The sequence below is a fragment of the Candidatus Magnetaquiglobus sp. genome, from assembly GCF_058402785.1.
Map to the genome: position 1 here is coordinate 33828 of NZ_JBZVFG010000015.1, position 25027 is coordinate 58854.

At 63.4% G+C, this 25027-nt stretch carries 21 protein-coding genes; 5 read left to right on the top strand and 16 right to left on the bottom strand.

From position 1 onward, the window contains the following. Positions 1-10: 10 nt before the first annotated feature. The 8 genes from gspF to gspL all read right to left on the bottom strand — a co-directional run bounded on the left by gspF (position 11) and on the right by gspL (position 10546). A complete protein-coding gene (gene gspF, locus ACV4UY_RS07220) occupies positions 11-1228 on the bottom strand; it encodes a type II secretion system inner membrane protein GspF (protein WP_491606935.1) in 1218 nt (405 codons plus the stop codon). Positions 1229-1668: 440 nt separating this feature from the next. Then, positions 1669-4320: a pyruvate, phosphate dikinase gene (gene ppdK, locus ACV4UY_RS07225; protein ID WP_491606965.1), complete on the bottom strand. Its 2652-nt coding sequence runs from the start codon at positions 4318-4320 to the stop codon at positions 1669-1671. A 220-nt stretch (positions 4321-4540) separates the two neighbouring features. Further along, positions 4541-5302 carry a formylglycine-generating enzyme family protein gene (locus ACV4UY_RS07230; RefSeq protein WP_491606966.1) on the bottom strand — a complete coding sequence of 254 codons (762 nt, stop codon included), beginning with the start codon at positions 5300-5302 and terminating at the stop codon, positions 4541-4543. A 46-nt stretch (positions 5303-5348) separates the two neighbouring features. After that, on the bottom strand, positions 5349-7406 hold the full coding sequence (locus ACV4UY_RS07235) for a two-component system response regulator (RefSeq protein WP_491606936.1): 2058 nt from the start codon (positions 7404-7406) through the stop codon (positions 5349-5351). Positions 7407-7412: 6 nt separating this feature from the next. Next, positions 7413-7952, bottom strand: coding sequence for a metallophosphoesterase family protein (locus ACV4UY_RS07240; RefSeq protein ID WP_491606937.1), 540 nt, complete (start codon positions 7950-7952; stop codon positions 7413-7415). Positions 7953-8004: 52 nt separating this feature from the next. Further along, complete coding sequence (gene gspN / locus ACV4UY_RS07245) at positions 8005-8772, bottom strand: type II secretion system protein N (protein ID WP_491606938.1); 768 nt, start codon at positions 8770-8772, stop codon at positions 8005-8007. Beyond that, a complete protein-coding gene (locus tag ACV4UY_RS07250) occupies positions 8769-9329 on the bottom strand; it encodes a type II secretion system protein M (protein WP_491606939.1) in 561 nt (186 codons plus the stop codon). Before ACV4UY_RS07250 ends, gspN begins: the two co-directional genes overlap by 4 nt. Beyond that, positions 9326-10546, bottom strand: coding sequence for a type II secretion system protein GspL (gspL, locus tag ACV4UY_RS07255; protein ID WP_491606940.1), 1221 nt, complete (start codon positions 10544-10546; stop codon positions 9326-9328). The genes ACV4UY_RS07250 and gspL overlap by 4 nt, the downstream gene beginning before the upstream one ends. 287 nt (positions 10547-10833) lie before the next feature. Here gspL and ACV4UY_RS07260 point away from each other — a divergent pair, with 287 nt between their 5' ends. The 5 genes from ACV4UY_RS07260 (at position 10834) to ACV4UY_RS07280 (ending at position 15950) form a co-directional block, all read left to right on the top strand. Beyond that, on the top strand, positions 10834-11562 hold the full coding sequence (locus tag ACV4UY_RS07260; RefSeq protein WP_491606941.1) for an FKBP-type peptidyl-prolyl cis-trans isomerase: 729 nt from the start codon (positions 10834-10836) through the stop codon (positions 11560-11562). A 214-nt stretch (positions 11563-11776) separates the two neighbouring features. Continuing rightward, positions 11777-12472 (top strand): class I SAM-dependent methyltransferase, encoded by a 696-nt coding sequence (locus tag ACV4UY_RS07265; protein ID WP_491606942.1) that lies wholly within the window; start codon positions 11777-11779, stop codon positions 12470-12472. 514 nt (positions 12473-12986) lie between these two features. Beyond that, entirely contained in the window at positions 12987-13940 is a 954-nt protein-coding gene (locus ACV4UY_RS07270) for a hypothetical protein (RefSeq protein WP_491606943.1), read from the top strand. 65 nt (positions 13941-14005) lie between these two features. Further along, positions 14006-15496 (top strand): hypothetical protein, encoded by a 1491-nt coding sequence (locus tag ACV4UY_RS07275; protein WP_491606944.1) that lies wholly within the window; start codon positions 14006-14008, stop codon positions 15494-15496. Between the two features lie 298 nt (positions 15497-15794). Next, positions 15795-15950, top strand: coding sequence for a hypothetical protein (locus ACV4UY_RS07280; protein ID WP_491606945.1), 156 nt, complete (start codon positions 15795-15797; stop codon positions 15948-15950). 271 nt (positions 15951-16221) lie between these two features. On the opposite strand, the gene ACV4UY_RS07285 is transcribed toward ACV4UY_RS07280, so the two are convergent. From ACV4UY_RS07285 to neuC, 8 genes are all read right to left on the bottom strand, one after another. Next, complete coding sequence (locus ACV4UY_RS07285; RefSeq protein ID WP_491606946.1) at positions 16222-17187, bottom strand: lysophospholipid acyltransferase family protein; 966 nt, start codon at positions 17185-17187, stop codon at positions 16222-16224. Beyond that, positions 17184-18176, bottom strand: a complete 993-nt coding sequence (waaF, locus tag ACV4UY_RS07290) for a lipopolysaccharide heptosyltransferase II (protein ID WP_491606967.1) — start codon at positions 18174-18176, stop codon at positions 17184-17186. Before waaF ends, ACV4UY_RS07285 begins: the two co-directional genes overlap by 4 nt. A 97-nt stretch (positions 18177-18273) precedes the next feature. Continuing rightward, entirely contained in the window at positions 18274-19227 is a 954-nt protein-coding gene (gene rfaD / locus ACV4UY_RS07295; RefSeq protein WP_491606947.1) for an ADP-glyceromanno-heptose 6-epimerase, read from the bottom strand. 3 nt (positions 19228-19230) lie between these two features. Beyond that, positions 19231-20724, bottom strand: coding sequence for a D-glycero-beta-D-manno-heptose-7-phosphate kinase (gene rfaE1, locus ACV4UY_RS07300; protein ID WP_491606948.1), 1494 nt, complete (start codon positions 20722-20724; stop codon positions 19231-19233). Positions 20725-20796: 72 nt separating this feature from the next. Beyond that, positions 20797-21699 (bottom strand): Wzz/FepE/Etk N-terminal domain-containing protein, encoded by a 903-nt coding sequence (locus ACV4UY_RS07305; RefSeq protein ID WP_491606949.1) that lies wholly within the window; start codon positions 21697-21699, stop codon positions 20797-20799. A gap of 166 nt (positions 21700-21865) precedes the next feature. Continuing rightward, the gene (locus ACV4UY_RS07310) at positions 21866-22576 is read right to left on the bottom strand and encodes an acylneuraminate cytidylyltransferase family protein (RefSeq protein ID WP_491606950.1); all 711 of its coding nucleotides are present in this window, start codon (positions 22574-22576) and stop codon (positions 21866-21868) included. A gap of 17 nt (positions 22577-22593) precedes the next feature. Next, on the bottom strand, positions 22594-23685 hold the full coding sequence (gene neuB, locus ACV4UY_RS07315) for an N-acetylneuraminate synthase (RefSeq protein ID WP_491606951.1): 1092 nt from the start codon (positions 23683-23685) through the stop codon (positions 22594-22596). Beyond that, positions 23682-24860 (bottom strand): UDP-N-acetylglucosamine 2-epimerase, encoded by a 1179-nt coding sequence (gene neuC / locus ACV4UY_RS07320; RefSeq protein WP_491606952.1) that lies wholly within the window; start codon positions 24858-24860, stop codon positions 23682-23684. The genes neuB and neuC overlap by 4 nt, the downstream gene beginning before the upstream one ends. Positions 24861-25027: the final 167 nt, after the last annotated feature.

Below are 25027 nucleotides of genomic sequence, written 5' to 3' on the forward strand. Positions count from 1 at the left end.
GCCTTAAACCTCACTGGATCAACTGGTTCAGATTGAATATCGGCAGCAGGATCGCCACCACGATGGTCAACACCATACCGCCCATCAGAAAAATCAACAACGGTTCGAGCATGCCGGTCAGCACCCCCACCAGGCTCTCCACCTCCTGTTCCTGGGCCTCGGCGGCGCGATCGAGCATGTTGGCCAGATTGCCGCTCGCCTCGCCGCTGGCGATCAGGTGGACCACCAGCGGGGAGAAGATGCGGCTTTCCGCCAGCGCCTGATGGACCGTCCCCCCCTCGCGCACCCGTTCGGCGGCGCGGTTCACCGCCTCGCGCATCGGCAGATTCCCCACCCCGCGTGCCGCGATGCGCAGCCCTTCCAGGATCGGCACCCCACTGCCGGTGAGAATCCCCAGCGTGCGGGCGAACCGGGCGGTATGGATGCCTCGCGTCAGGGCGGCGACGATCGGCAGGCGCAGATGAAGCCGATGCCAGGCCCGTTTCGGCCCCTCGCGGCGCAGCAGGGCGCGCATGGCCACCACCGCGGCGAACAGGCCGACGAACAGCCAGGCACCGTGATGGCGCAAGAACTCCGACAGGGCGATCAAACCCCGGGTCAGAGGGGGCAGATCCTGGCCGAAATCCTCGAACACCCGTGTCACTTCCGGCACCACGTAGGTGACCAGCGCTCCGGCCACCAGCAGGGAGAAAAACACCACCACCGCCGGATAGATCAAGGCCAGGCCCACGCCGGATCTGAGTTTGCGGCTTTTCTCCAGGTAATCGGCGAGTCGTTCCAGAACCTGGTCGAGTTGTCCGGAGCTTTCGCCCGCGGCGACGGTTTCGCGATAGAGATCGTTGAAAAGGTCAGGATAGTCATCGAGTGCCGTGGCCAGGGAGCGACCCTCGAGCACGCGGGCGCGCACGGCGAGCAGGATGACGCGCAATTTTTTGTGATCGGTCTGTTGGGAAACGGTATTCAGCGCCTCTTCGACCGGCAGCGCGGCTTTCAAAAGCGTGGCCAGTTGACGGGTGGCCAGGGTCAACTCCGCGCCGCCGATGCCGCGCGTGGGTGAGAACAGGCTGGATTGGGGGTGCGTGTTCCCCTTGTGGATCTCTTGCAGGGTGAGGGGGGTCAAGCCTTGTTCGCGCAGGCGATCGCGCACCTCGCGGGGGGAATCTCCCTCCCCGACCCCTTTTCTGGTGCGGCCCCGGCCATCGAGGGCGGTGTATTCGAAGGTACTCAAATCCGCTCTCCCGGTGGCGGCAAAACCGTTACGGGGAAAAAAAACGTTTCCGGGGGACCGGGGGCCGAAGATCCCCGGCGGGGGGGTGGGGCGACGCCCCACGACTTTGATTTCAAACCGCACCCATCACGGGATGCGTCGTTCCATGATCAACGTCAGCACCCAAACTGCCTTCGGCTGACTGTTCTGGCGATGCTTTCGTTGGATGTTTTGCAGAAATCGCACAACATCCAACGAAACCAAGGCTGCGCGCAGCATTTTTTCGCAAAGAGCGCGAAAAAATGCTTTTTTGTAGAGCGCGCCAAAAGCAAAGACAAATTCAAAAGCAGCAAGACAAAGACAAAGACAAATTCAAAAGCAAAGTCAGAAACGAAACCTCGGAGGCTCTGCCTCCGAACCTCCGCCGGGGACCTTCGGTCCCCGGACCCCTGCGACAGTCATCACCGCGCAATCACCGCCTGGGCCGCAGCCAACCGCGCCACCGGCACCCGGAACGGCGAACAGGAGACATAATCCAACCCCACGTTCTCGAAAAATCCGATCGAAGCCGGATCCCCACCATGCTCGCCACACACCCCCACCTTGATGGACTTGCGCACGGCACGCCCCTTCTTGACCCCCATCTCGACCAACTGACCCACCCCGCTCTGATCCAACGACACGAACGGATCCACGGCCACCAACCCCTTCTCGAGATAGGCGGTGATGAACGGCGTGGCATCGTCACGGGAGATGCCGAGGGTGGTCTGGGTCAGATCGTTGGTGCCGAACGAGAAGAACTCCGCATCCTCGGCCAACACATCCGCCACCAACGCCGCACGCGGCAACTCGATCATGGTGCCCACCAGATAGTCGATCTTCACGCCGGAAGCCTCCATCACCTCGGCGCACACCTGCAAGGTGCGCTCCTTGAGGAACTTCAACTCCTGGGGCAGACCCACCAACGGGATCATGATCTCCGGAATGATGGCAAACCCCTCGTTCTTGACCAGATTGCAGGCCGCCTCCATGATGGCCCGCACCTGCATCTCGTAGATCTCCGGGAAGGTGATGCCCAACCGGCAACCGCGATGGCCGAGCATGGGGTTGAACTCCTTGAGCGCCCCCACGCGCGCCTGAATCTCCTTGAGTTCGACACCCATCACCTGGGCGACATCGGTCTGCTCCTTGACCTCGTGAGGCAAAAACTCGTGCAGCGGGGGATCGAGCAGACGAATCGTCACCGGACGCCCCTTCATGACGCGAAAGATCTCCTCGAAGTCGGAACGCTGCATCGGCATGATCTTGTCGAGGGCAGCACGACGCCCGGCCTCGTCGTGGGCCAGGATCATCTCGCGCACCGCCAGGATGCGGTTGTCCTTGAAGAACATGTGCTCGGTGCGACACAGACCGATCCCCTCGGCGCCGAAACGAACCGCGTTCTCGGCATCGGTGGGGGTGTCGGCATTGGCGCGCACCTTGAGGTGACGCACCGTGTCGGCCATTTTCATGAACTTGTCGAAATCACCGGTCAGTTGCGGCTCGATCATCGGAATGCGACCCAGGATCACCTGACCCTGATCCCCGTCGATGGTGATCCAGTCCCCCTTCTTGATCACCTGTCCCTTGACCGTGCAGGTCTGGGTTTTCTGATCGATCTCCAGCTCATGACAGCCGGAAACGCAGGGACGCCCCATGCCGCGCGCCACCACGGCGGCATGCGAGGTGGCGCCACCACGGGCGGTGACGATTCCCTGGGCGGCGTGCATGCCGTGGATATCCTCCGGGCTGGTCTCCTCGCGCATCAGGATCACCTTGTGCCCCTCCGCGACCCACTGCACCGCATCCTCGGGGGTGAAAACCACCTCGCCCACCGCACCGCCCGGCGAGGCGGGCACACCGGTGGCGATGACGTTGCGCGCCACCTTGCCATCCAGCATCGGATGGAGCAGTTGATTGAGATCCTCGGGCTTGACGCGCAGAATCGCCTCGCGCTGGCTGATCAACCCCTCCTTCACCATGTCCAGGGCGATGCGCAACGCGGCCTGCACGGTACGCTTGCCGTTGCGGGTCTGAAGCAGCCAGAGCTTGCCCTTCTGGACGGTGAACTCCAGATCCTGCATGTCGCGAAAATGGCTCTCGAGCCTCTTGTAGACCGTGACCAACTCCTGGTACAGCTCGGGCATCACCTCTTCCATGGCCAGATGCGGGGACCTGGCGCGATTTTTTCCATCCAGGGTGATCTCCTGGGGCGTGCGGATGCCGGCAACCACATCCTCGCCCTGGGCATTGATGAGAAACTCGCCGAAGAAACGGTTGTCGCCGGTGGCCGGATCGCGGGTGAAGGCCACGCCGGTGGCACTGTCCATGCCCATGTTGCCGAACACCATGGCCTGGACGTTGACCGCCGTGCCCCAATCATGCGGGATGTTGTTGAGCCGACGGTAGGTGTTGGCCCGGTCGCAGTTCCAGGAGTGGAACACCGCGCCGATGGCCCCCCACAACTGCTCGAGGGGATCCTCGGGGAAGGGTTTGCCGGTCTCTTCCAGAACCACGGCCTTGTACTGCTCGGCCAGCCCTTTCCACTCCTCGGCGGTGACCTCCATATCTTGCTGCTTGCCGAGGCTCTTCTTCATGTGGGTCAACGCCTCCTCGAACCGCTCATGGGGCAGATCGAGCACGACATTGGAGTACATGTGGATGAAACGGCGGTAGCAGTCATACACGAACCGCTCGTCTCCGGACTGTTTCAACAGTCCTTGCAGGGTCTCCGAATTCAGACCCAGATTCAACACCGTATCCATCATGCCCGGCATGGAGACCCGCGCGCCGGAACGAACCGACAGCAGCAAGGGATTCTTGGCGTCGCCGAAGCGGTTGCCCATGGCCTTGCCCACCTTGGCGAGCATTTTGTCCACCTGCCCGCGCAATTTTTCCGGATAGGCGCCGTCATGATGGAAAAAATGGGTACACACCTCGGTACTGATGGTAAACCCCGCCGGGACCGGAATGCCGATTCTGGACATCTCGGCAAGATTGGCACCCTTGCCACCCAGAATGGGTTTCATGGTGACCTTGCCATCCGCTTCGCCGTTACCGAAGAAATAGATCATCCGTTTTTTCACTGTTGTCGATCCCTTGCGCTGCGAGGATTTTTTCGAAGGTTGGATAACTTGCACGATGGGGAGGGAACCTCTGACCCACCCCCTGGCATGCCATCGGGGGCGTGCCAAGCCAAAAACACGGCCCGAGGTTACCGCATCGCAATAATGCTACTCTCATACGCCCCAAAACGCAACCCGTTTCCCGGATCGATATCCCACTCGGCCCGGATCACTCCGAGCGTGCCAGGCGCAAGCCGATGCTCACATGCCGGTTGTCCGGGGTGCTCCAGCCGCGATCCGCGGCGCGCAGGTTCACCGCCTTGTCGTACCACGACCCGCCGCGCAACACACGCAGGCCGCTCGAGCTGTCGTTGCAGATGGGATTCTTTTGACGAGGCGATGACTTTGAATAAAAATCAAACAGATACCAATCCGCAACCCACTCCGTGACATTGCCGTGCATGTCGAACAAACCCCAACCATTGGGGGGGAACCGCTCCACCGGGGTGGTGGCGCGGCGAAAGATCCCCTCGGGATGAAGCAGGGTTTGATCGCGGAAATTGGCCTGTTTCTCGGCATCCAGGCTGGCCCCGAACGCAAACGGCGACTCCGTGCCGGCACGCGCGGCATACTCCCACTCCGCCTCGGTCGGCAACCGGAATCCCCCCTCGCCCGATTCGTTGAGCTTGCGGATATACTTCTGGACATCCACCCAGTTCACCCGTTCCACGGGATGGTGTTCGCTCACGCCGAAGTGGGCCGGATTGTTGCCCATCACCCGCAGCCACTCCCCCTGGGTCACCTCATGCCGTCCGATCCAAAAGCCGTCCAGACACACCTCGTGTCGCGGCCCCTCGTCGATATCCCGTCCCGCCTCCCCCACCGGACTCCCCATCCAGAAACAGCCACCCGACAGATGCACGAACGGCATGCCGGCAAAATCACGCGCCTCGATGCCCTCTCCGGCCCAAAGCGGCAGGATGATCAACATCGCGAGCAAGAGAACGATCCCACGCCACCACGCCTCACCCATCGGTTCATCCCCTCTGACGCAAGAATTCCAACAGCGACTCCTCGGACATCGGCCTGCCGTGAAAGTACCCCTGCACCTCGTTGCAGCCGTGGCTACGCAGAAAATCGTGTTGCGGTCGGGTCTCCACCCCCTCCGCGATCACGGTCAGCCCCAGACTGTGGGCCAGGGCGATCACCGTGCGAATGATCGCCGCATCTTCCAGATCTTCCACGCAGTTGCGCACAAAGGATTGATCGATCTTCAAGTTGTCGATCGGAAACCGTTTCAGATACTTCAACGACGAAAAACCGGTACCAAAATCGTCGATCGAAAGCCGAACCCCCACCTCGGAGAGGGATTTGAGTTTCACCAGCGTCTCCACCGCGTCGCCCATGGCAATGCTTTCGGTCAATTCCAACTCCAGCAGGGTGGCATCCAGACCGCTCGCATGCAACGTCTCGGTCACCCGCTCCACGAAATCCGGCTGTTCGAACTGGATCCCGGAGAGATTCACCGCCACCCGAAACGGTCGGACCCCGGAGGCGAACCAGCGGGTGGCGCGACGACACGCCTCGGCCAGGGCCCAGTTGCCCATCGGGATGATCAATTTGGTCTCCTCGGCGAGCGGAATGAACTCGGCGGGCGCCACCATCCCATGTCCCGGACGCTTCCAGCGGATCAGCGCCTCGACCCCGGCCACCCCTCCCGAAACCAGGTCGATCTGCGGCTGGAAGAACAGATCGAACTCCTCCCGATCCAAGGCCATGCGCAGACTGGCCTCCATGCGCATGCGCGCCAGGGCATGGAAATTCATTTCGTTGCGGTAGAACTGAAAGTTGTTCCGACCCCGCTCCTTGGCGTGATAAAGGGCGGCATCGACGTTCTTCATCAGGGTTTTGGCATCCTCGCCGTCGAGGGGATGGACGGCGATGCCGATGCTCGCGCCGACGAAGAACTCCACGTCATGGATCACCAGAGGCACGCGCATCGCCTCGAGCAGATTCCCGGCCAGCTGCGCCACGGATTGGGAGTCCTCGGTCTTGGAGAGGATCACCCCGAACTCATCCCCGCCCAGACGGCTCAGGCTGCCGCGTCCGCCCAGAATCGTCCCCAGCCGGCGACTCACCTCCACGATCAGCGCATCGCCCACATCGTGCCCCATGGTTTCGTTGACCACCTTGAAGCGGTCCAGATCCAGCTGCAACACCCACACCATGGAGCCGACCTCGCGCGCCTCGTCGAGCACGAAACTCAGCCGCTCGTGGAACAGATGGCGGTTCGGCAGACCGGTCAGGGCGTCGTGGCCGGTGACGTAGAGGAGATTCTCCTGGGATTCGCGCAGTTCGGTGAGGTCGGAGAAGACCGCGATGTAGTTTTCGACCTGCCCCCCCGGCGCGAACACCGCCGAGATGTTGGCCCACTGCGGATAGATGGTGCCATCCTTGCGGCGGTTGCGGAACTCCCCCTGCCACTGACCATTGGCGGTCAGATCCTTCCAGAGCCTGTCGTAGAACTCCGGGGGGTGCAGTCCCGATTTGAGCAGGCTCATGCGCTGCCCCAACACCTCGCCGGGGAAATAACCGGTGATGCGGGTAAAGGCCGGATTCACCGACCGGATCACCGCACCGCCGTCCGTGACCACGATCCCCTCGCTGGTGTTGTCGAACACCCGCGCGGCCAGCGAAAGTTGATGGCTGGAGCGGGAGTTGTCCAGCAGATAGTGGACCCGGTTGCGCAGGATCGCCCAGTGGATCGGCTTGGTGATGAAATCGGTGGCCCCGGCCTCGAAGGCCCGGTCCACCGATTCGTCGTCGTTGAGGCCGGTGATCATCAATACCGGCACATGCCGGGTATCCGGACGGGCCTTGAGCTGTCGGCAGGCGGCGAAGCCATCCATCACCGGCATCTTGGCATCCATCAGCACCACGTCCGGGATCTCCTGGTCCAGGGCATCGGAGACCAGCGAGCCGTTGGCCAGGGTACGCACCGCGTAGCCCTGTTTTTCCAGGAAACGGCTCAACATGATCCGGGTGACCGGATCGTCGTCCACGATGAGAAACAGCGGGGTGCGGGCCAATTCCATCGCGTGTCAGCCTCGCGCGCCGTCCGGGCTGGTGAACGGACAAAGGGGATCGGGGTGCAGCTCGATCAACTCGGCAGTCTGGGTGTCGTCATCGTAGACCAAGGCCGTGGCCCGTTTGCCGAAGCCGTGCAACGTGCCCGGATTGAGCACCAGGGTCGCCCCACGCAACTCGTTGACCACCCGGTGGGTATGACCGGTGATCACCAGCCGATAGGCCCCGCTGTCGATCAACGCATCGCGCAACCGGGCGGTGGTGCCGTGATAGAGGGCGATGCGGCCCAAACCGCCCGGTGCGTCCAGCTCCAGGAACTCCCCCTCGAGACGGCCATGGATCCGGGTCATGGCGCGCATCAGACCGGCCCGTTCGCCGTCGTTGTTGCCGAACACCGCCGCGACCTCGAAACCGGACATGGCCAGAATCATCGCCGGACAGACGATATCCCCGGCATGCAGGATGCGGGTCACTCCCAGCTCGCGAAACCGCGCCAAGGCACGCCCCATGTGCTCCAGATGGTCATGGGAGTCGGAAATCACGCCAATCTTCATGCCTTGCCACCATCCACCATCGTGCCCACCCGATCGCCACTCCGGGCATGGCTCACCATCCCGGCAGCCGCCCGTTCTCCGAAATCGCCACCCGCCCCTGACCATCCATGGGCCCGAGCACACGCAACAAATTTCCGGCGCGCGCATCCCCGGAATCCCTCGCGGACACGCTCCCGCGCGCCCGATAGCTCCCGTCCGGCTTGACGCCCAAGGTCAACCGCACCTGCCAGGGACCGGACCGGTCGTTCACCCGCAACAACACGCCGCGCCCCTCGTCCGGCTGGAGTTCACCCGCCAGATCGCCGATCTCGACATTCAGGGGCGAACCCACATGCAGGCCGCTCCCGACCCCGCTCCCGCGCGCCGCCCGCACCCCGGCGCGCTCGACGACCAGCGTCTCCAGCCGTCCGGCGAAGCGACCGCGACTGCCCGGCGGGATCATCCCGACCACCCCGCGCAGCGCCTCGGCCTCCGCCTCGACCGTCACCCCTTCGGCAAACAGGGCCGACACCCCCTCCAGACCGGCGCGACCCGCCACATGCAACACGGCACCCGGAGCGCCCAGGGTGAAATCGATGGCCAGCCGACCCGAGGGCAACGCCTCGGGGGCCAGCCGCCACACCCCGCCGCCCAGACGGGTCGCACCCAGGATCAGGCCGGAGAATCCGCCGGACCAGATGGTGCCACGAACCCCCTCCAACCGCGCGAAGGGAATCCACCCCGCCACCTGCCCGTAGGCCCAGGAGGCCGGCATCCGGGCCATCAGGAACACGCCGTAACAGAGCAGGCCGAACAGAACCTGCCCACGCCAGCTTTTCATCGTCCCGCGCCGCGTGTCGCGCCGGGCCGCTCCGGCCAGGCCAGACCCACCCGCGCCCGCACCAGTCCGGGGGTCTCTTCGCGATCCAGGGTGATGGTCTCGACGCGCGCGCCATGCCGGGTCGCCAGACCCTCCAGCCAGGCCATCAACCCCTCGAAGGGAACCTTGTCGAACCACAACCGCACCCGCCCCTCCCCTTCGGGCTCCACCCGCTTGAGCGCCGCGCCCAAACCCTGCTCCTTGGCGGTGCGGTCGGCCAGCGACAACAGCGACTCGTCGGGCAGCGACGCCTGCCCCACCACCGTTCCCTTGGCGCCGCCGGCGTCCCGCAACCGGGCCACCTCGGCGGCAGAACGCCGCATTTGAGCCAGGGTCTCGGCGCGCCCCTCGACGAAACGGCGCCGCCCCTCCAGCCACTCCAGACCCGGCTCGATGGCAAACGTCTCGATCAGCACCACCGCCACCACCAGCGTTCCACCCACCACCAGGCGCCGCTCCCGCCTGCCCAGGGTGGCGAGCCACCGTCCCGGCCATCCCAACCAGAGTCGCGCGCTCATGGCGACTCCAGCCGCAAGCGCGCCGCCACCCCATCCCCCTCGCGGTTGGCCGACAGGATCGCCACCGTCAGGGTCTGGGACTCCAGCCGTTTCTTCAAGGCATCGAGCCGTTGCAGATCCGGCAGGCGCATGCTGACCTCCAGCTTCCCTTCGGCATAACGGATCCCGTTGACCAGCGGTTGGGGGGACTCGCGCAGCGCCCCTCCGGCCCGACCCAGCAGGGCCAGGAACCCTTTCTCCCCCTCCGCGCCCGGACCGCCCCCCTGTCCGCGCAACGCCTCCAACTGCTGGTTCATCTGCACGCGCGGATTGACGATCCGCTTGACCTCCGGGAAACTCTCCCGGAACACCCGTTCGATGGCCTGATCCAACCCGGCGGCGCGCGCCTCCAGCCTCTGGATCTCCCAACCGGTCTCTCCGGCGCGCAGCGCCAACCACAAAAACGCCAAGACCAATGTCGGACGCAATGCCCGCACCACCCCGGCCAGCCGGCCCGTCGGCGCGAAACGGCCCCGAGCCAGATCCAACCCCTCTCCGGCGCGATCCCCGACGGCCAGCAGCGTCAGGGGATCCCCCTCCAGGGTGCGCCACTCGATGGGCAGATCCAGATCCGCGAACAATGCCTCCCCGCCCACGCCGGCCCCGCGCCAGACGATCAACCGCCGGGGCGGATCTCCCACCGACTCTTCCAGGGCCAGGCGCAGGGTGAACGCCAGATTCCCGGCATCGATCGCCCATCCCCGGTGCGGCCCGCTGCGCAGCCAGACCCGTTCCGGCATGAGCGCCAGACTCCAGGCCCCCGGTTCCAGCGGCAGCAGCAGCGGCGCGGGGATCACCGCCTCGGGGGTGATCCCCACCGCGCGCGCCTGCTCGAGCCACTCGCTCATCAGCCGCTCCGCCACCACCGCCACCGGCAGGCCGCCATCCGCCTGACGCGGACCGCTGGCGAAATGAAGGGTTTCGACCGGCACGGAGAGGGACTCCTCCAGCAGATACGGAAGGGCCTTTTCCAGCTCCCGTTGCGAGGCGCGCGGCGGCACGACGCGGGTCAACAGCACCTCCTCGCCCGGCACCACCAGCACCACGCGCCGCCCCACGGCGTCCGCCACCCGCGACAGAGGCTCGCGCCGCGCCTCGCGCACGCCCTCGCCGGGTCGGGTCCAGGGAACCAGCCCCTCCCGATCCGGAGGAAACCCGACGAGCCAACGCTCACCCATCGCCGCGCCTATACCCTTCCATCGTCAAGAAGAACCGGTCAGAAACGTTATTGCCACGACATCTCAACCCTTCTCAAACCAACATCCGAATGCCATGGACCATCGGAAGACAAATTATCCGGGATGGGACCGGAGATTGTCGAGTGCCTTGAAGAGATTTTTTCACATAATTCCTGCCGTTCTCGTTCAATTCGGGCCATAATGGTTGCATTAATGCACAAGATTATCGAACGCGACTCTTCTGACTCACGTTCACAACACAAGACTCCAGACGAAGGATCCCACCCATGAAGCCTGTCTCCCTGCTGGCCGCCGCCGCGCTGCTGCTTGTTGGTTTGACCTCCGCCCCGATCGGGGCGCAAGAGAAATCCGGCGCGGATGCGTCCGGTTTCAAAAACTCCAAGGAGCGTTACAGCTACGCCGTGGGGTTGCAGATCGGCGAACAGGTCAAGCAGATCACCAGTTCCATGGACATGTCCGCCTTCATGGCCGGCATGAAGGACACCCTGGACGGCAAACCGCCCAGGCTGACCCCGGAGCAGGTGGAGCAGGCCAAAAACGAATTCCGCGACATCGTGCGCAAGGAGATGGAGCAGAAGCAACAAAGCGCCGCCTCCCGCAACGCCAAGCAGGGAAGCGACTATCTGGCCACCAACGGCAAGAAGAAAGGGGTGACCACCACGGCCAGCGGTCTGCAATACGAGGTGCTCAAGGAGGCCAGCGGTCCCAAGCCCAAAGCCACGGATCAGGTCAAGGTGCACTACCACGGCACCCTGCTCGACGGCACGGTGTTCGACAGCTCGGTGGCGCGCAAGGAGCCGGTCACCTTCCCGCTCAACCGGGTGATTCCGGGCTGGACCGAAGGGGTGCAGCTGATGCCGGTGGGATCGAAGTACCGCTTCGCGATCCCGGCCAAACTCGCCTACGGCAGCAATGGCGCCCCACCGAAAATCGAGCCGGAATCGACCCTGATCTTCGAGGTGGAGCTGCTGGAGATCGTGGGAGAGAAGAAGTAACGTGCCGGATGGGGGGAGCCCCCGACCGTGGACCTCCCCTGACGGGAGTTCCGAGGCACCCCTCCGACGCACCGTGTGACGCCGGAGCGGGGGTGGTTTGCCACCACGCCCGCTCCTCGCGAAACATCGCGTTCCGAGGCTGCTCGCTCCCCCTGCCAGACACGCCACACCGGCCCGATCGCCCTGAAGCGCCCCGCATAGGTTCAACACAGTCATGTCCGACCACGCGACCATCGTTCAAACCGTTTTCAACAAATACGCCCAAGACTACGATCAGACGCGCCGCCAGCTGATCCCCCCCTTCGACCTCTTCTATGGAACGGTGGTGCGGCTGCTTGCAGACCACCTCTCCGGCCCGATCAAGGTCCTGGATCTGGGTGCCGGAACCGGTCTGCTCTCCGGCATGGTGCTGTCGGCCCGCCCGGAGGCCAACCTCAGCCTGATCGACCTCTCCGAGGCGATGTTGGCGCAGGCACGGAAACGGTTGATCGACCACGCCGGCGCGGTGACCTTCCTGGTCGGCGACTATGCCTGCGCGGAACTGGGCGGTCCGTACGACGCAATCATCTCCGCCCTCTCCATCCATCACATCGAGGGGGAGGGCAAACGGTTGCTGTTCCGTCACCTCCACCAGGCCCTGAAACCGGGTGGAATCTTCATCAACGCCGATCAGGTGGCCGGTGCCGACCCCGAAATCGAGCGCATCTATCGCGAGAACTGGCTCCAGAGGGTGGTGGCCGCCGGGGTGACCGACGCGACCCTGGCCGGTGCCCGTGAACGAATGCTGGCGGATCGCATGTCCCGACTCGCCGATCAACTCCGCTGGTTGACCGAGGTCGGCTTCATCCGGGCAAACGTCTGGTTCAAGGATTTCAGTTTTGCCGTCTACGCGGGCTGCAAACCAGGCTGACCCCCGCCACGCCCCATCCGGGAGCCCACGAGATCGACTCGGGCAGAATCCCCGCCTCAGAACCGTTTGGTGATCACCAAGAGACCTTGCCGAACAACCCCGGCATGAAACGGTTCGCCATCCCATACTTTTCTCTTGATCTTTCGCAAGCGCCCTCCGAAAAGAAAAATATCATGGAACGACTGTCCAGGTTGCGTCCGCGCACTCCTGGAAATCTTGCGGCGTATCGGAGAAACACAGACGCCCATGGATTGTTGTGCATCCGATCGGATTTCACATCCTGGCGTTCGGCCAGATGGCCAGGCTTCCGAAACATGAAGACAATCTGAGAGGCTGTTTGGTGATGCGATTCATGGAATCACCAAACCTGCACGAATCGAAACAATCGATTCGTGCCTCTCAAATTGCCGCTCAATTTGGCGGGCCAGGCATGACCCGTGTCGGCTGTTTGGCATGTGCCAAACAGCCTCTGAGTTCAAGCGACCACATTTCTGATTGACGGGGGGGAGGAAGCATGGCAAGCACTCAAAATCTGGTGACGATCCAATGGAGCCTGTTGTCGTTCGTTGCGCTCACGCTCGCGGGGTGCGCGGTTCCGGAACACATGGAGGTACGAACCGATATAGACCCGGCCAACGAGGACAAGCAGGTTCGCTTTCGCTCCACCCACTTTTACCGGGTTGTCGATCTGTGCAACGACAGCCCGATCCATGTGCATGCCTTGTATCGCTTCCGGATGTCCGGCAAGTCCGGCGCCTTGGGAAATACGGTCAATTTTGAATCCGGCACCCTGAAGTCACACCAGATCGACCCTTTTGGCGCAGACATCTCGTTTGATTCGACCAGCAGACAGTTCACCTACACCGCCTCCAAAGTGCCGACACCCGAAGTTGAGAGTTGTCAGACAAACATCACCAACAACAAGGCGATGATGGCCCATCTGCTCGCCGCGTGCCAGCCAAGGAGCGATGGTGCCACCAAGCAGGACAAGACGAGTTCGGACTTCGACCTGTTGACCGACTGCCTGAAAAAACCACTCGACGATCGCATCAAAACCAACATCCAAAAGGTTGTCGATGGCATGGCCACCTGTGCCACCAGCGACTCGAACCCGAATTCCGACAACGACGAAGAGCTATGCCCGGACGGCAAACAGTCCGCACGGGGATTCCAGGTCTTCGGTCCCGAAGGTTGGCGCACCTTCAATCAGAACGATCGGCTGATCCTGGCCATGTACTCGGATGGCCAACCCTTGATCAGCACCTTGAAAACCATCTCCCAGGCGGTATTGGATGGCAAGAATTCCAGCGACATCCCCAAGAACACCGTGTTGAAGGAGAAACTGCGACTCAGCGATGCCAAATTGCAGGTCAAGGAGATGCAGGAGAGCACCACCAACACGGTGTCGGATGAGTCCTGGACCAATCTGCTGCTCACGTTCAGTCCGCCCGATGAACAGACACCCTGACAGATACCGAACCGGTTCCTTGTCTACGGATCCACGATAATAGAAACGATCAACCGGAGCCCTTCATGAAACCTTCCCTGAATTCAGGTCGCATTCTGTTGACCACGTTGCTGATGCTCCCCCTGGCCGGTTGCGAATCCATGACCGCCGCATCCTCCTTGCGCGTGGAGGTGGAGAGTTACAAAGGCCCTCTGACCAAAAAGCCGGAATTGCAGTTGGCTGAGTTGAGCGGCATCATCCAGGAAACCTGCCGCGCTCTTGAAGATCCAACCTTCTTTGTGAAATCCTCCAAAGAGTACTCTCTCCTCGCGGACCGATACAGAAAGGATCTCTGTCTCGATATGCCGTTCTTGTTGAACGACCAGGCAATCGAGAATTTTGGCGCGGTTGTGTCCTTAAGAAAGGCCATCAACAAACTGAAAAGGAAGATCGATCGTCGCGACAAGATCATCACCGAACTCAGGAAACAGGACAAGCCGAATACCACCCTGATCGACAACCTGCAAGGCGACAAGAGCAGCGTTCTCACCTGGGTGTCTGACATTGAAGCCCATTTGGATCGCTGTACCAATGGAACGCAACCCGGTCAATGGCTTCCAGCACCCTTGCCGGACATCAAGGTCAAGATTCAGGATTTACCCACCCAACAACAGAGCATCATGAGCGATCTGCAACAAGGGATCATGGATCTCAATGTTGCCAAAAAAAACATGAACTGCTCGCAATTCGTCACCAAAACAAAGCTTCACAAATTGACCGAAATTGGTACGCGCATGCAGGCCGAGGCCACGGCCCTGGCGGGCGCCATGATGCACGAAATTCCACGATCGAAGTTCGAACGATCCAAGAAGGTCTCATCCGCCACCATACTGGCCGAATACGGCGCTCAGATCTCCGCGCGCGCCCACCAGATCTCTCTGACGATCACGGGGCGGAACGCACAGAAGATCAGCACCAACGAGTATCTCATCGGTGCCGGCTCAACCGACTTTCCCAATATGTACCCATGGTTCGATGCCACCTATCCCACGGGGGGCATGTATTCGACCTATCCCGAGAAAGCCTGGTACGATCACGACTGGCACGCGGACAACGCCTCGCGCATGCCGGCCATCGATCGGGTACGGGCGTATGAACGGCTGATGAAGAACAACTTCTGGACCACCGTCAACACGGTGCAGGCCAATGGCGCCGGAAAAGTCCGCATGGCCCTGATCAAGGATGATATCGGCAACTGGAATCTGAAATCGTTTGCTGCCGATCCCTCCGAACTGTTGAAGACCTACACGTCGGTTGCGTTGGGTGTCGGAAAGCTCGGGGCGGAGTTGGCGACCACCGGAAAATCCACGGCCCTCACCCAATTCGCCACGCCCGCCAAGGCATCCGATCTGACCAGGGAGATGGAGCGTGCGCGCAAGAAGACCTACACGCGCTTGAGTGATCTGAAAAAAAGTATGGAGGAGAAGAAGATCACCGACAAGGATAAGATCACAAACGAGATGACGGTCATTCTCAAGAAGCACGATGAGATGCTCTCAAGCATTCTGATGGAGTAGACGCCCCGACCTCTCCGCGAGAGGCTGTCCGGGGCTCCCCAGAGAGCCTCTCGCGAGCGTCCCTCACCCCGCCAACAGCCGCGACACCCGCGCTCCAGCAGGAACCGGGAATCCCTCACCCCGCCAACAGCCGCGACACCCGCGCTCCAGCAGGAACCAGGAATCCCTCACCCCGCCAACAGCCGCGACACCCGCGCTCCAGCAGGAACCGGGAACCCCTCACCCCGCGACCACCGGAAAATCCACGGCCCTCACCCAATTCGCCACGCCCGCCAAGGCATCCGATCTGACCAGGGAGATGGAGCGTGCGCGCAAGAAGACCTACACGCGCTTGAGTGATCTGAAAAAAAGTATGGAGGAGAAGAAGATCACCGACAAGGATAAGATCACAAACGAGATGACGGTCATTCTCAAGAAGCACGATGAGATGCTCTCAAGCATTCTGATGGAGTAGACGCCCCGACCTCTCCGCGAGAGGCTGTCCGGGGCTCCCCAGAGAGCCTCTCGCGAGCGTCCCTCACCCCGCCAACAGCCGCGACACCCGCGCTCCAGCAGGAACCGGGAATCCCTCACCCCGCCAACAGCCGCGACACCCGCGCTCCAGCAGGAACCAGGAATCCCTCACCCCGCCAACAGCCGCGACACCCGCGCTCCAGCAGGAACCGGGAACCCCTCACCCCGCCAACAGCCGCGACACCCGCACTCCAGCAGGAACCGGGAACCCCTCACCCCGCCAACAGCCGCAACACCCGTTCCGAGGGTTGCGCCGGGGCAGAATGGGCGCTCAGGGTCTGTTCCGGACGCCACAGGGAGCCATCCGGACGGGCGCGCCAGCGGGCATGCAGCCAGTTGTACTGCTCGGCGAACTCATGCACCCAGGGGACGAACGCGGCGTTGATCGCACCGGTCAGGGCGACCACCTTTTCCTCGCTCACCCCGCCCGCCTGGGGCTCGATCGGCTCCCCGACCCGGAACACCGCCTCGCCCCATCCGGCGCGGGTGGCGATGATGGGAATGATCGGGGTGTTGAACTTCAGGGCCAGCCGCGCCGGACCGGGCGGACACTGGGCCGGCACGCCCAGAAACGGCGCCGTGACCCCGCCCTCGCGGGTGTTGATGTCGGTCATGAACCCCATCACCTTGCGCGCCTGCATGGCGCGCACGATCTCGCGGGTGTTCTGGCGCGAGATGAACTCGACCCCATACCCGGCGCGCAGCGCCATGAAGGTTTTTTCGCTCAACGGGTTGTTGGCGTGGCGATAGAGGATCGCGGTGGGAGAGACCTGTCCGCCGAGCCGTTTCAATCCCGGTTCCCAGCACCCCACGTGCACCCCAACGACCACCACCCCGCGTCCCAGGCCATGAACCGCGTGCAACCGCTCCACCCCCTCGTCGCGAAAGGCGATCTCGTGGACGCGGATCGACTCCATGTAACTGAAAAAAATATTTTCGAACGCCAGGGAGGCCAGTTTTTCGCGCTGGCCCGGGGTCAAGTGATCGCCGTAGATCATGGCCAGGTTGGCGTTGGCCCAGGCCCACTCGGAGGTAAAGATGCGCCGCCCGAGCGCGGCCAGCCGCCGCACGCGCCGGTAGGCCGAGGGGAGATCCCCGGCGCGCACCAGACCAAGCAGCCCCTTCAACAGCAGCCATTCCAGGCGATGCTTCAAGCGCGGCGGGGGGTCGGAACTCATAACGACTCCAGCACCCGCTCCGGGGTGATCTCCTCCAGACAGCGCGCCGCCCCTTCGGGACACACCCGCTTGAAACAGGGGGCGCAGGCCAGACCCAGCGACACGATCCGCATGCTCGTGCCCAACGGCGGGGTGTGGTCCGGATCCGAGGAGCCGAAGATCGCCACCCCCGGACGATCGAGCGCCGCCGCGACATGCATCAACCCCGAATCGTTGCTGACCACCGCCCCGGCGCACGCCAGCACATCGATGGCGGCCACCAGATCGATGGCCCCGGCCAGGTTGATCGCATCCGTCCCGCCCATGTCGCGCCCGCCCGGCGCGGATGGATCAACGCCCGTCAGACCAGCAAGAATCTCCGCGCCCAGCGCCCGCTCCTTGGCCGAACCCAGCACCGCCACGCGCCAGCCTCCGGCGATGCATGCCCGTGCCAGGGCGGCGAAATGGTGCGCCGGCCAGCGTTTGGCCGGTCCGTACTCCGCGCCGGGGCAGAGGGCCAGCAGTTTTTTTTCAGCGCAAAGACCGTAGGCGCCAAGGATCCGCTCCCCCTCCTCCACCGAGGCGCGCAGACGCGGCACGGGCAGGGACTCCGGCAACGGCGTGTCGCGGGGCAGACCGAGGGCGACGAACCGTTGCACGGTGCGGGGCAGACGTTGCTTGTCCAGGGTACGGATGTCGTTGAGCAAGCCGAAACGCAACTCGCCCAGAAAGCCGGTCCGGCGCGGAATCCGGGCGAACCACGGCACCAGGGCGGATTTCAAGGAGTTGGGCAAAAGGATCGCCTGGGCATGGCGACCGCGCAGGGAGGTACCCACCCGATAACGCGCGACGAGGGCCAATTCGCCATGCCCGGCGGGCAGGGCGATGGCGCGGCGGATCTCGGGCATGCGCGCGGCCAGAGGCAAGGCCCAGGCCGGGGCCACCAGGTCGATGGGGCGTTCCGGTCGCTCCTGTTTAAGGATCATGAAGAGCGACTGGGCCATCACCATGTCCCCGACCCAGGAGGGACCGATCACCAGGATCGCCTCCGCCGCCGTTCGCGTACCCGCGGAAGGAACCTCGCCAGAGGTGAACCGGGTGTCGATCTCACGCGTCCCGCTGTTTTCTGGCGACGACAAAGGCCGCGATCCCCTCTTCCAGGGAGTGAAACGGCGCATCGTAGCCCACCGCGCGCAACCGGGAGATGTCGGCCTCGGTGAAGCTCTGATACTTCTCCTTGAGCACCTCCGGCATCGACACGTATTGGATCTCCCCTTGTCCGAGCCGCTCGATCAGGGTGCGCGCCACGTCGTTGAAGGCGCGGCTCTTGCCCGTGCCGACATTGAAGATCCCTTGCACCGATCCGCTGTCGGCCAGGAAAAGATTCACCTTCACCACATCCTCGACGTGGATGAAATCGCGCCGCTGCTCGCCATCGCCATACCCGCCGCTGCCGGTGAAAAGTTTGACCACGCCGGTGCCGAGGATCTGGTGGTACATCTGGTGGATCATCGAGGCCATGCGCCCCTTGTGATCCTCGCGCGGGCCATAGACATTGAAATAACGCAAGCCAGCCACCGCCGAAACGCACCGCGGAAGGTGGCGCTGCACATACTGGTCGAAAAGCAGCTTGGAATAGCCGTAGACGTTCAGCGGCTTCTCGTTGTCCGGATGTTCGGTGAACACCTTCGAGCCACCGTAGGTCGCGGCGCTCGAGGCGTAGATGAACGGCACGTTCTGCTCCTGGGCGAAGTGAAACAGCTCCTTGGAGTAGGTGTAGTTGTTGTCCATCATGTACTGGCCGTTGTACTCCATGGTGTCGGAGCAGGCCCCCTGATGGAAGATCGCCCGGATGCGGGTGTTGCGCAGCCGTCCGGAGCGCAACAGGTCGCGGAATTCGTGCAGATCCATGTAATCGGCGATCTCCAGATCGCGCAGATTCAAAAACTTGTCCCCCTGCTTGAGGTCATCGACCACCAGGATGTTGGAATCACCCCGACGGTTCAAGGTGGACACGAGGTTGGCGCCGATGAATCCGGCTCCGCCGGTCACGATGTACATGGGTCAGCTGGCTCCCTGAGTGGTTTGAAGGTGATTCAAGATGTTGCTGCTGCTGCGTCCCGGCTCCAGGGGAATCAGGGCCACCTGTCCACCCCAGGATTTCACCTCCCGACCGCCGACCACCTGCTCTTCGGTGTAGTCGGCCCCCTTGACGAGGATCTCCGGACGCACGGCACGGATCAACGTCAGGGGGGTCTCCTCGTCGAAAAGCAGGATCAGATCCACCGAGGCCAACGCGGCCAACACCCGGGCGCGATCCTCCTGATGGATCACCGGGCGGCTGGGTCCTTTCAAGGCCGACACGGACCGGTCGGTGTTCAGGCCGACGATCAACCGGTTGCCCAGGGCGCGCGCTTTTTCCAGATAGGTGACGTGTCCGGCGTGGAGCAGATCGAAACAGCCGTTGGTGAAGACCAGACGCTCCCCTTTCTGGCGCCACGACTCGATCCGGGTCAAGGCGACCTCCAGCCGGCAGATCTTGTCGGCCTGGGTCAGCACCTCCTGGGAGTGGAAGGCGGCGAGCAGTTCGTCGCGATGGATCGGCGAGGTTCCCACCTTGCCCACCACCACCCCCGCCGCCAGATTGGCCAGATGCAGGGCATCCAGACGCGACAGACCGGCGGTGAGCGCCGCCGCCAACACCGCGATCACCGCATCCCCGGCGCCCGACACATCGAACACCTCGCGGGCCATGGCCGGAATCCGAATCGGGGGTCGATCCCCTTCCACGAGGGCGATCCCCAGCTCGCTCAGGGTCACCGCCAGGAAATCGGCCTGAATGCGCGCCCGCAGCCGCTCTCCGGCGACCAGCAGCGGATCGAGCTTGCCGGGATGCATGGGAATGGCCTCGGCCAGCTCGCGTCGGTTCGGGGTGAGCGTGGTGGCGCCGCGATACTTGTCGTAGTTCATCCCCTTGGGATCCACCAGCACCGGCACCTCCAGGGTACGCGCCGCCCAGATGATCGCCTGGCACACCTGTTCGGTGAGGGTGCCCTTTCCGTAATCCGACAGGATCACCGCATCCGGACGCGGTTCCCGTTGCAGCTGATCCAGAACGTGACCCGCGAAGGTGGACCAGATCTCCTCGGAGACCGGATCGGTCTGCTCCCGGTCGAGGCGCAGCATCTGTTGGCGTCCACCGAGGATGCGGGTCTTGACGATGGTGGGTCGATCGGTCAGGGCATGGACCGCCTCGATGTCGATGCCGGTCTGATGGAGCATGGTCTTGAGCGTCTCTCCGTCGGCGTCCGCGCCCACCCAGCCGCACAGCCGGGTTTGCAGCCCCAGGTTGGCCAGGTTCACCGCCACATGGGCCGCACCGCCACACCGCGCGGTCTCCCGCCCCACCTTCACCACCGGCACCGGGGCCTCGGGCGAGATGCGGGTCACCTCGCCCCAGATGTAACGATCGAGGATCAGGTCGCCCGCCACCAGCACGGAACGACCGTGAAATCCGGCATTCAGGGCCTCTTGGACTCGGGCGCGGTCTTGGAACATGGGCTTGTCGTGCCTTTCATGCAGAAGTAACGAATGATTTGAAGCCGCACGGCCACCACCCGTCAACACGCCCTAGGGGGCGATCGAGGCCAAACGCTCCTTGCGCGCGCGCCAACCGTGCCGCATGAAGACGGCCATGACACCCAGGAGTCCGCCTCCCACACCTCCCAGAACGACAATCATGGCACGTTTCGGCCAGATGCGTCTTTCCGGAACCACCGCCGGATCGATGACCTTGAAGGCGAACTCCAGACGACCGTTGGCCAGCATGATTTTCTTGATCTGATCCTCGGTCAACGAGGCGATGACCTGTTTGAGTTCCAGGATCATGGCCTTGGCCAACTCACCGTTCAGATAATCGATGTTGCGCCGCGCCTCCTCGATGGCCAGACCTCGCAGGTGGCGATTGACCCGTTCCACCAGCAGGTTGGCCCACTGGGCGGTTTGGTTGGCCTCCTTCCACTCGAGGGTCAAGGTGACCAGTCCGGTTTTCTTGTCCTCCACGATTTTCAACAAACTTTTCTGGAACAGTTCAACCCCCTGGAACAACGAAGGCTGTTTCTTCGGATCCTGCTCCTTCCAACCCTTCGCCGCCGCGTCCCACTTCTCCTCGAACAGAACCGGCAGGAGATTCTCATCGCGGATGAACTCCTCGATGAAGATTCTGGATTTCAATTTGGCGATCGCCGCATCCTTGGAAGTGCCCCCACCCCCGATGTTGATGCCGGCCATGGCCGCCAGGCCACCGAGTTGGGCCATGGCCCCGCCTTTCTTGGCATCATCCCCTGCGGGTTCGAGCAACACATCGGCCTTGAAGATCGGCGTGACCATGAAGGCATAGGTCACGGCCAAGGCGATACAGGCCACCGTGACCAGCACGATCAAACCTTTAGCCTGCCACAGGATCGCGATCAGCTTGAAAAGATCGATTTCATCATCCTCGGGCGGTCGCGGCTCGGAAAAGTCGGCGGACATAGGGATTTTCTCAAGAGAGGTCATGGTATCGAGCCGTGGTTGGTGCCAATGGATCCATCGAATGGGACGCTGCCGGCATTCCGAACCATTATTTACCTTAATGGTTTGCAAAAGGCAATCGCGCGCGAAGGGATGATGACCTTGCGGAGCCTGACGATCCTCGACCTCATCGTGTCCGCTCAGACTCCCCGGATGCGCGCAGCCACCACTCCGCGACCAGGAAATCCCGTTCGCTGTCGATATCCAGGGAGCGCTCCGGAGGCATGACGTAGGCAAGGGTGCGGGCGTCGATGAAGCGATGCGACTGCCGGATCCAGGCGGTACGCACCAGATTGAGCGCGCCGTTGAGCTGACAGACCGGGGGCAACTCCTGCCGGTTGCGACGGGTGGCATCCCCGGACAGCACCGGTTCCATGGCGCCGTCCGCCTGGACGTGGAACATCCAGTAGGGACTTTTGTCCGCCGGCGTCACCCCGACCACGCTGTCGGCGCGACGTTCCACCGCCAGACGCAAGGCATTGCGGATATCCTCGGCGCGCCGCAGGGGCGAGGTCGGTTGCAGCCAGAGCAGCCAGTCGTAGGATTCCGGCAGGGTGTCCAGCAGGTGCAGGGCAACGTCGATGGCGCGCGCGTCGTCGCCGGCCAACTCCGGAGGGCGCGGAAACGGCACCTCGCAGCCATGGGCGCGGGCGGTGGCGATGATCTCGTCATCCTCGGAGGAGAGGATCAACCGGTCGATCTCCGGACAGAGCCGCGCCGCCTCGATACTCCAGGCCAGAAGCGGCTTGCCGACCAAGGGACGGATATTCTTGCGCATCACCCCCTTGGAGCCACCACGGGCGGGAATCACGGCCAACACGGTTTCGGCGCCTATCATGGCCAACAACTCCTGTATTACGGTTCGATGAGGGCATCGAGGGGATAGTCCCGGCTGGCGACGCGTCCCAGCCATTGCCAGTAGGCCATGGGTGAAATCCCGTTCCCCGGACGCTTGACCCCGAGATTGGCGCTGGTGAACGACTCGCCACGCCGGATCGGGGCGATGGCGACCAGACTCTTGCGGGCCACCTCCCGGTTGCCGATCTCGGAGGGCATGGGCCGCTTGCGACCGTCGCCCAGTGCCAACTCCACCTGGCGGATCGCCTCGACCATGCCTGTCAGCTCATCGGGCTCCAGGGAGGCGCGATGGTCGGGTCCGGGCAGGGTACGATCCAGGGTGAAGTGTTTTTCGATCACGCACGCCCCCCGCGCCACCGCCGCGATCGGGATGGCGATGCCGGGGGTGTGGTCCGAGTACCCCACCGGCAGACCGAAGGTGTCGCCGAGGCTCTCCATGGCGCGCAAGTTCACCTCGGCGAAGGGGGCGGGATATTCGGTGGTGCAGTGGAGCAGCGTGACGTTCTCTTGCAACCGTGCGGCCCCCTCGGGATGACGTCGCGCCCTGGAAAAGTCGTCGGGCTCGGGCGGAGCCCCCCCCATGAGCATGCCGAAGGCCAAGGCGCCCAGGGCGACCGCGATCTCGTCCAGGGTGGACATGCCGGTGGAGAGGATCACCCGCTTGCCGGTGGCGCCGACCCGCACCAGAAACGGACCATTGGTCACCTCCCCCGAGGAGAGCTTGATCGTCTCCAGCCCCATCCCGGCGACGAGGAACTCGAGACTGACCGGATCGAAGGGGGTGGAGAGAAAGGCGATGCCCCGTTCGCGGCAATGGTCGCACAGGATCCGATGCGCGGCGTGGTCGAGTTCGAGCTGGCGGATCATGGCCAGCTGCGACTCCTCGGGATGGGTGGAGAGCCGTTGATAATCGGCCTTGCGGGCGTGCCGGCTGACCAGATCCTCGGCGCGGAAGGTCTGGAACTTCACCGCATCCACGCCGGCCTGCGCTGCGGCATCCACCAGACGCCGGGCCAGGTCCAGATCACCGTTGTGGTTGACGCCCGCCTCGGCGATCACATACGCGCGGGTCGTTTGGGAAGGTTTCATCTCGGGAGGGCTCCTGAAAACGCATGAAAGCCTTTTTTCAACAGATCCGCACGCGCGCTGAGATCCAGACCGGCCAGGATCCGCGCGATGCGCGGGGCCGTGCATCCATCCCCATAAGGGTTGACCAGGGTGGCGAGCGAAGCGCGGAACGCGGCGGAACGGGCCGTTCCGAGCGCCTGGCGGATCGCTCCGGCCTCGCACGGGCAGTCCAGCACATGGCCGGCCCGGATACGACCGGCCTGACGGTCGCCGATGTTGATCACCGGCAGCCGGAAGGAGGCGGCCTCCAGGATGCCGCTCGAGGAGTTGCCGATCATGAGCGCGGCATGGCGCATGGCGGTCAGATAGCCCCGTTGTCCCAGACTCTTGACAAGGCGGAACCTCTCCGGATGGGTCAGGCAGTGGCGTTCGAGGGTCGAACGGATCGCCGCGCCTCCGGCATCCAGGTTGGGCATGGTGATCAGGGTGGTCAGATCGGTTCCGGTGAGCGCTTCCAGGATGGTGGCGGTCTGCCGGGCGGCCTCGGCGTGATCGTCGAGGGTGACCGGATGGTAGGTGAGGAGCGCCACCGGGTTGACCGAGAAATCGATGCCGGTCAGGGCGGTCAGTTCCGCCGGTTCCAGGGGCGGCGTGTTGACGATGGCGTCGATGCCCAGGGCGCCGACCACATGCACCCGTTCGGGATGTTCCCCCATGGCCAGGATCACCCGCGCATACTCCGGCAGGGCGGGAAAGTGCCAGGTGGCCATCTTGGTGACCGTGTGGCGGATGGTGTCGTCGATGGCGCCCAGGGTGGTTTCGCCGCCGTGCAGATGGGCGATGGGGATTTTGTGGAGCACCGCCGCCATGCAGACCGCCCACAACTCGAAGCGGTCGCCGAGCACCAGCACCAGATCGGGCCGCAGGCGGGCGAAATGGCTGGAAAAACCGCTCAACCCCGCAGCCACGGCGCGACAGATCCCATCCTCGGAGTCCACCTCCGGGGTCATGGGGATCGGGGTCACCGCATGTCCGTCCGCCTGGATGAAACGGAGCGTCCCGCCCTGGGCCTCGACGAGATGACCGCCGGTGGCGACGATCTCCAGGGTCAGTCGCGCCTCGCCCCGGATCGCCTGGATCAAAGGCGAGAGCAGGCCGTAATCGGCCCGTCCCGTGGTGACGAGGGTGATCTTCAAAGGCTTGCACCTGCTCTGAAAATGATGGCTGGGGGAGCGCCCCGCCCCCACCGCGCACCTCCCTGCCGGGCATGCCACGGTCATGAGAGGATGGATTCGGCTTGTCAAACGGTCCGCGAGCGGCCACAACTGAAAAACAAACGCAAATTCCGGACCAGAGAGCGGGA

Excerpts from the sequence above, each read along its gene's own strand:
- ACV4UY_RS07260 (WP_491606941.1), top strand. The coding sequence starts at position 10,834 with ATGAAGCCTGTCTCCCTGCTGGCCGCCGCCGCGCTGCTGCTTGTTGGT.
- ACV4UY_RS07265 (WP_491606942.1), top strand. The coding sequence starts at position 11,777 with ATGTCCGACCACGCGACCATCGTTCAAACCGTTTTCAACAAATACGCC.
- ACV4UY_RS07285 (WP_491606946.1), bottom strand. The coding sequence starts at position 17,187 with ATGAGTTCCGACCCCCCGCCGCGCTTGAAGCATCGCCTGGAATGGCTG.
- ACV4UY_RS07270 (WP_491606943.1), top strand. The coding sequence starts at position 12,987 with ATGGCAAGCACTCAAAATCTGGTGACGATCCAATGGAGCCTGTTGTCG.
- ACV4UY_RS07275 (WP_491606944.1), top strand. The coding sequence starts at position 14,006 with ATGAAACCTTCCCTGAATTCAGGTCGCATTCTGTTGACCACGTTGCTG.
- ACV4UY_RS07240 (WP_491606937.1), bottom strand. The coding sequence starts at position 7,952 with ATGAAGATTGGCGTGATTTCCGACTCCCATGACCATCTGGAGCACATG.
- gspN (WP_491606938.1), bottom strand. The coding sequence starts at position 8,772 with ATGAAAAGCTGGCGTGGGCAGGTTCTGTTCGGCCTGCTCTGTTACGGC.
- neuB (WP_491606951.1), bottom strand. The coding sequence starts at position 23,685 with ATGAAACCTTCCCAAACGACCCGCGCGTATGTGATCGCCGAGGCGGGC.
- waaF (WP_491606967.1), bottom strand. The coding sequence starts at position 18,176 with ATGGTGATGGCCCAGTCGCTCTTCATGATCCTTAAACAGGAGCGACCG.
- ACV4UY_RS07230 (WP_491606966.1), bottom strand. The coding sequence starts at position 5,302 with ATGTTGATCATCCTGCCGCTTTGGGCCGGAGAGGGCATCGAGGCGCGT.
- rfaE1 (WP_491606948.1), bottom strand. The coding sequence starts at position 20,724 with ATGTTCCAAGACCGCGCCCGAGTCCAAGAGGCCCTGAATGCCGGATTT.
- ACV4UY_RS07250 (WP_491606939.1), bottom strand. The coding sequence starts at position 9,329 with ATGAGCGCGCGACTCTGGTTGGGATGGCCGGGACGGTGGCTCGCCACC.
- gspL (WP_491606940.1), bottom strand. The coding sequence starts at position 10,546 with ATGGGTGAGCGTTGGCTCGTCGGGTTTCCTCCGGATCGGGAGGGGCTG.
- ACV4UY_RS07305 (WP_491606949.1), bottom strand. The coding sequence starts at position 21,699 with ATGTCCGCCGACTTTTCCGAGCCGCGACCGCCCGAGGATGATGAAATC.
- ACV4UY_RS07310 (WP_491606950.1), bottom strand. The coding sequence starts at position 22,576 with ATGATAGGCGCCGAAACCGTGTTGGCCGTGATTCCCGCCCGTGGTGGC.
- rfaD (WP_491606947.1), bottom strand. The coding sequence starts at position 19,227 with ATGTACATCGTGACCGGCGGAGCCGGATTCATCGGCGCCAACCTCGTG.
- ppdK (WP_491606965.1), bottom strand. The coding sequence starts at position 4,320 with ATGATCTATTTCTTCGGTAACGGCGAAGCGGATGGCAAGGTCACCATG.
- ACV4UY_RS07235 (WP_491606936.1), bottom strand. The coding sequence starts at position 7,406 with ATGGAATTGGCCCGCACCCCGCTGTTTCTCATCGTGGACGACGATCCG.
- ACV4UY_RS07280 (WP_491606945.1), top strand. The coding sequence starts at position 15,795 with ATGGAGCGTGCGCGCAAGAAGACCTACACGCGCTTGAGTGATCTGAAA.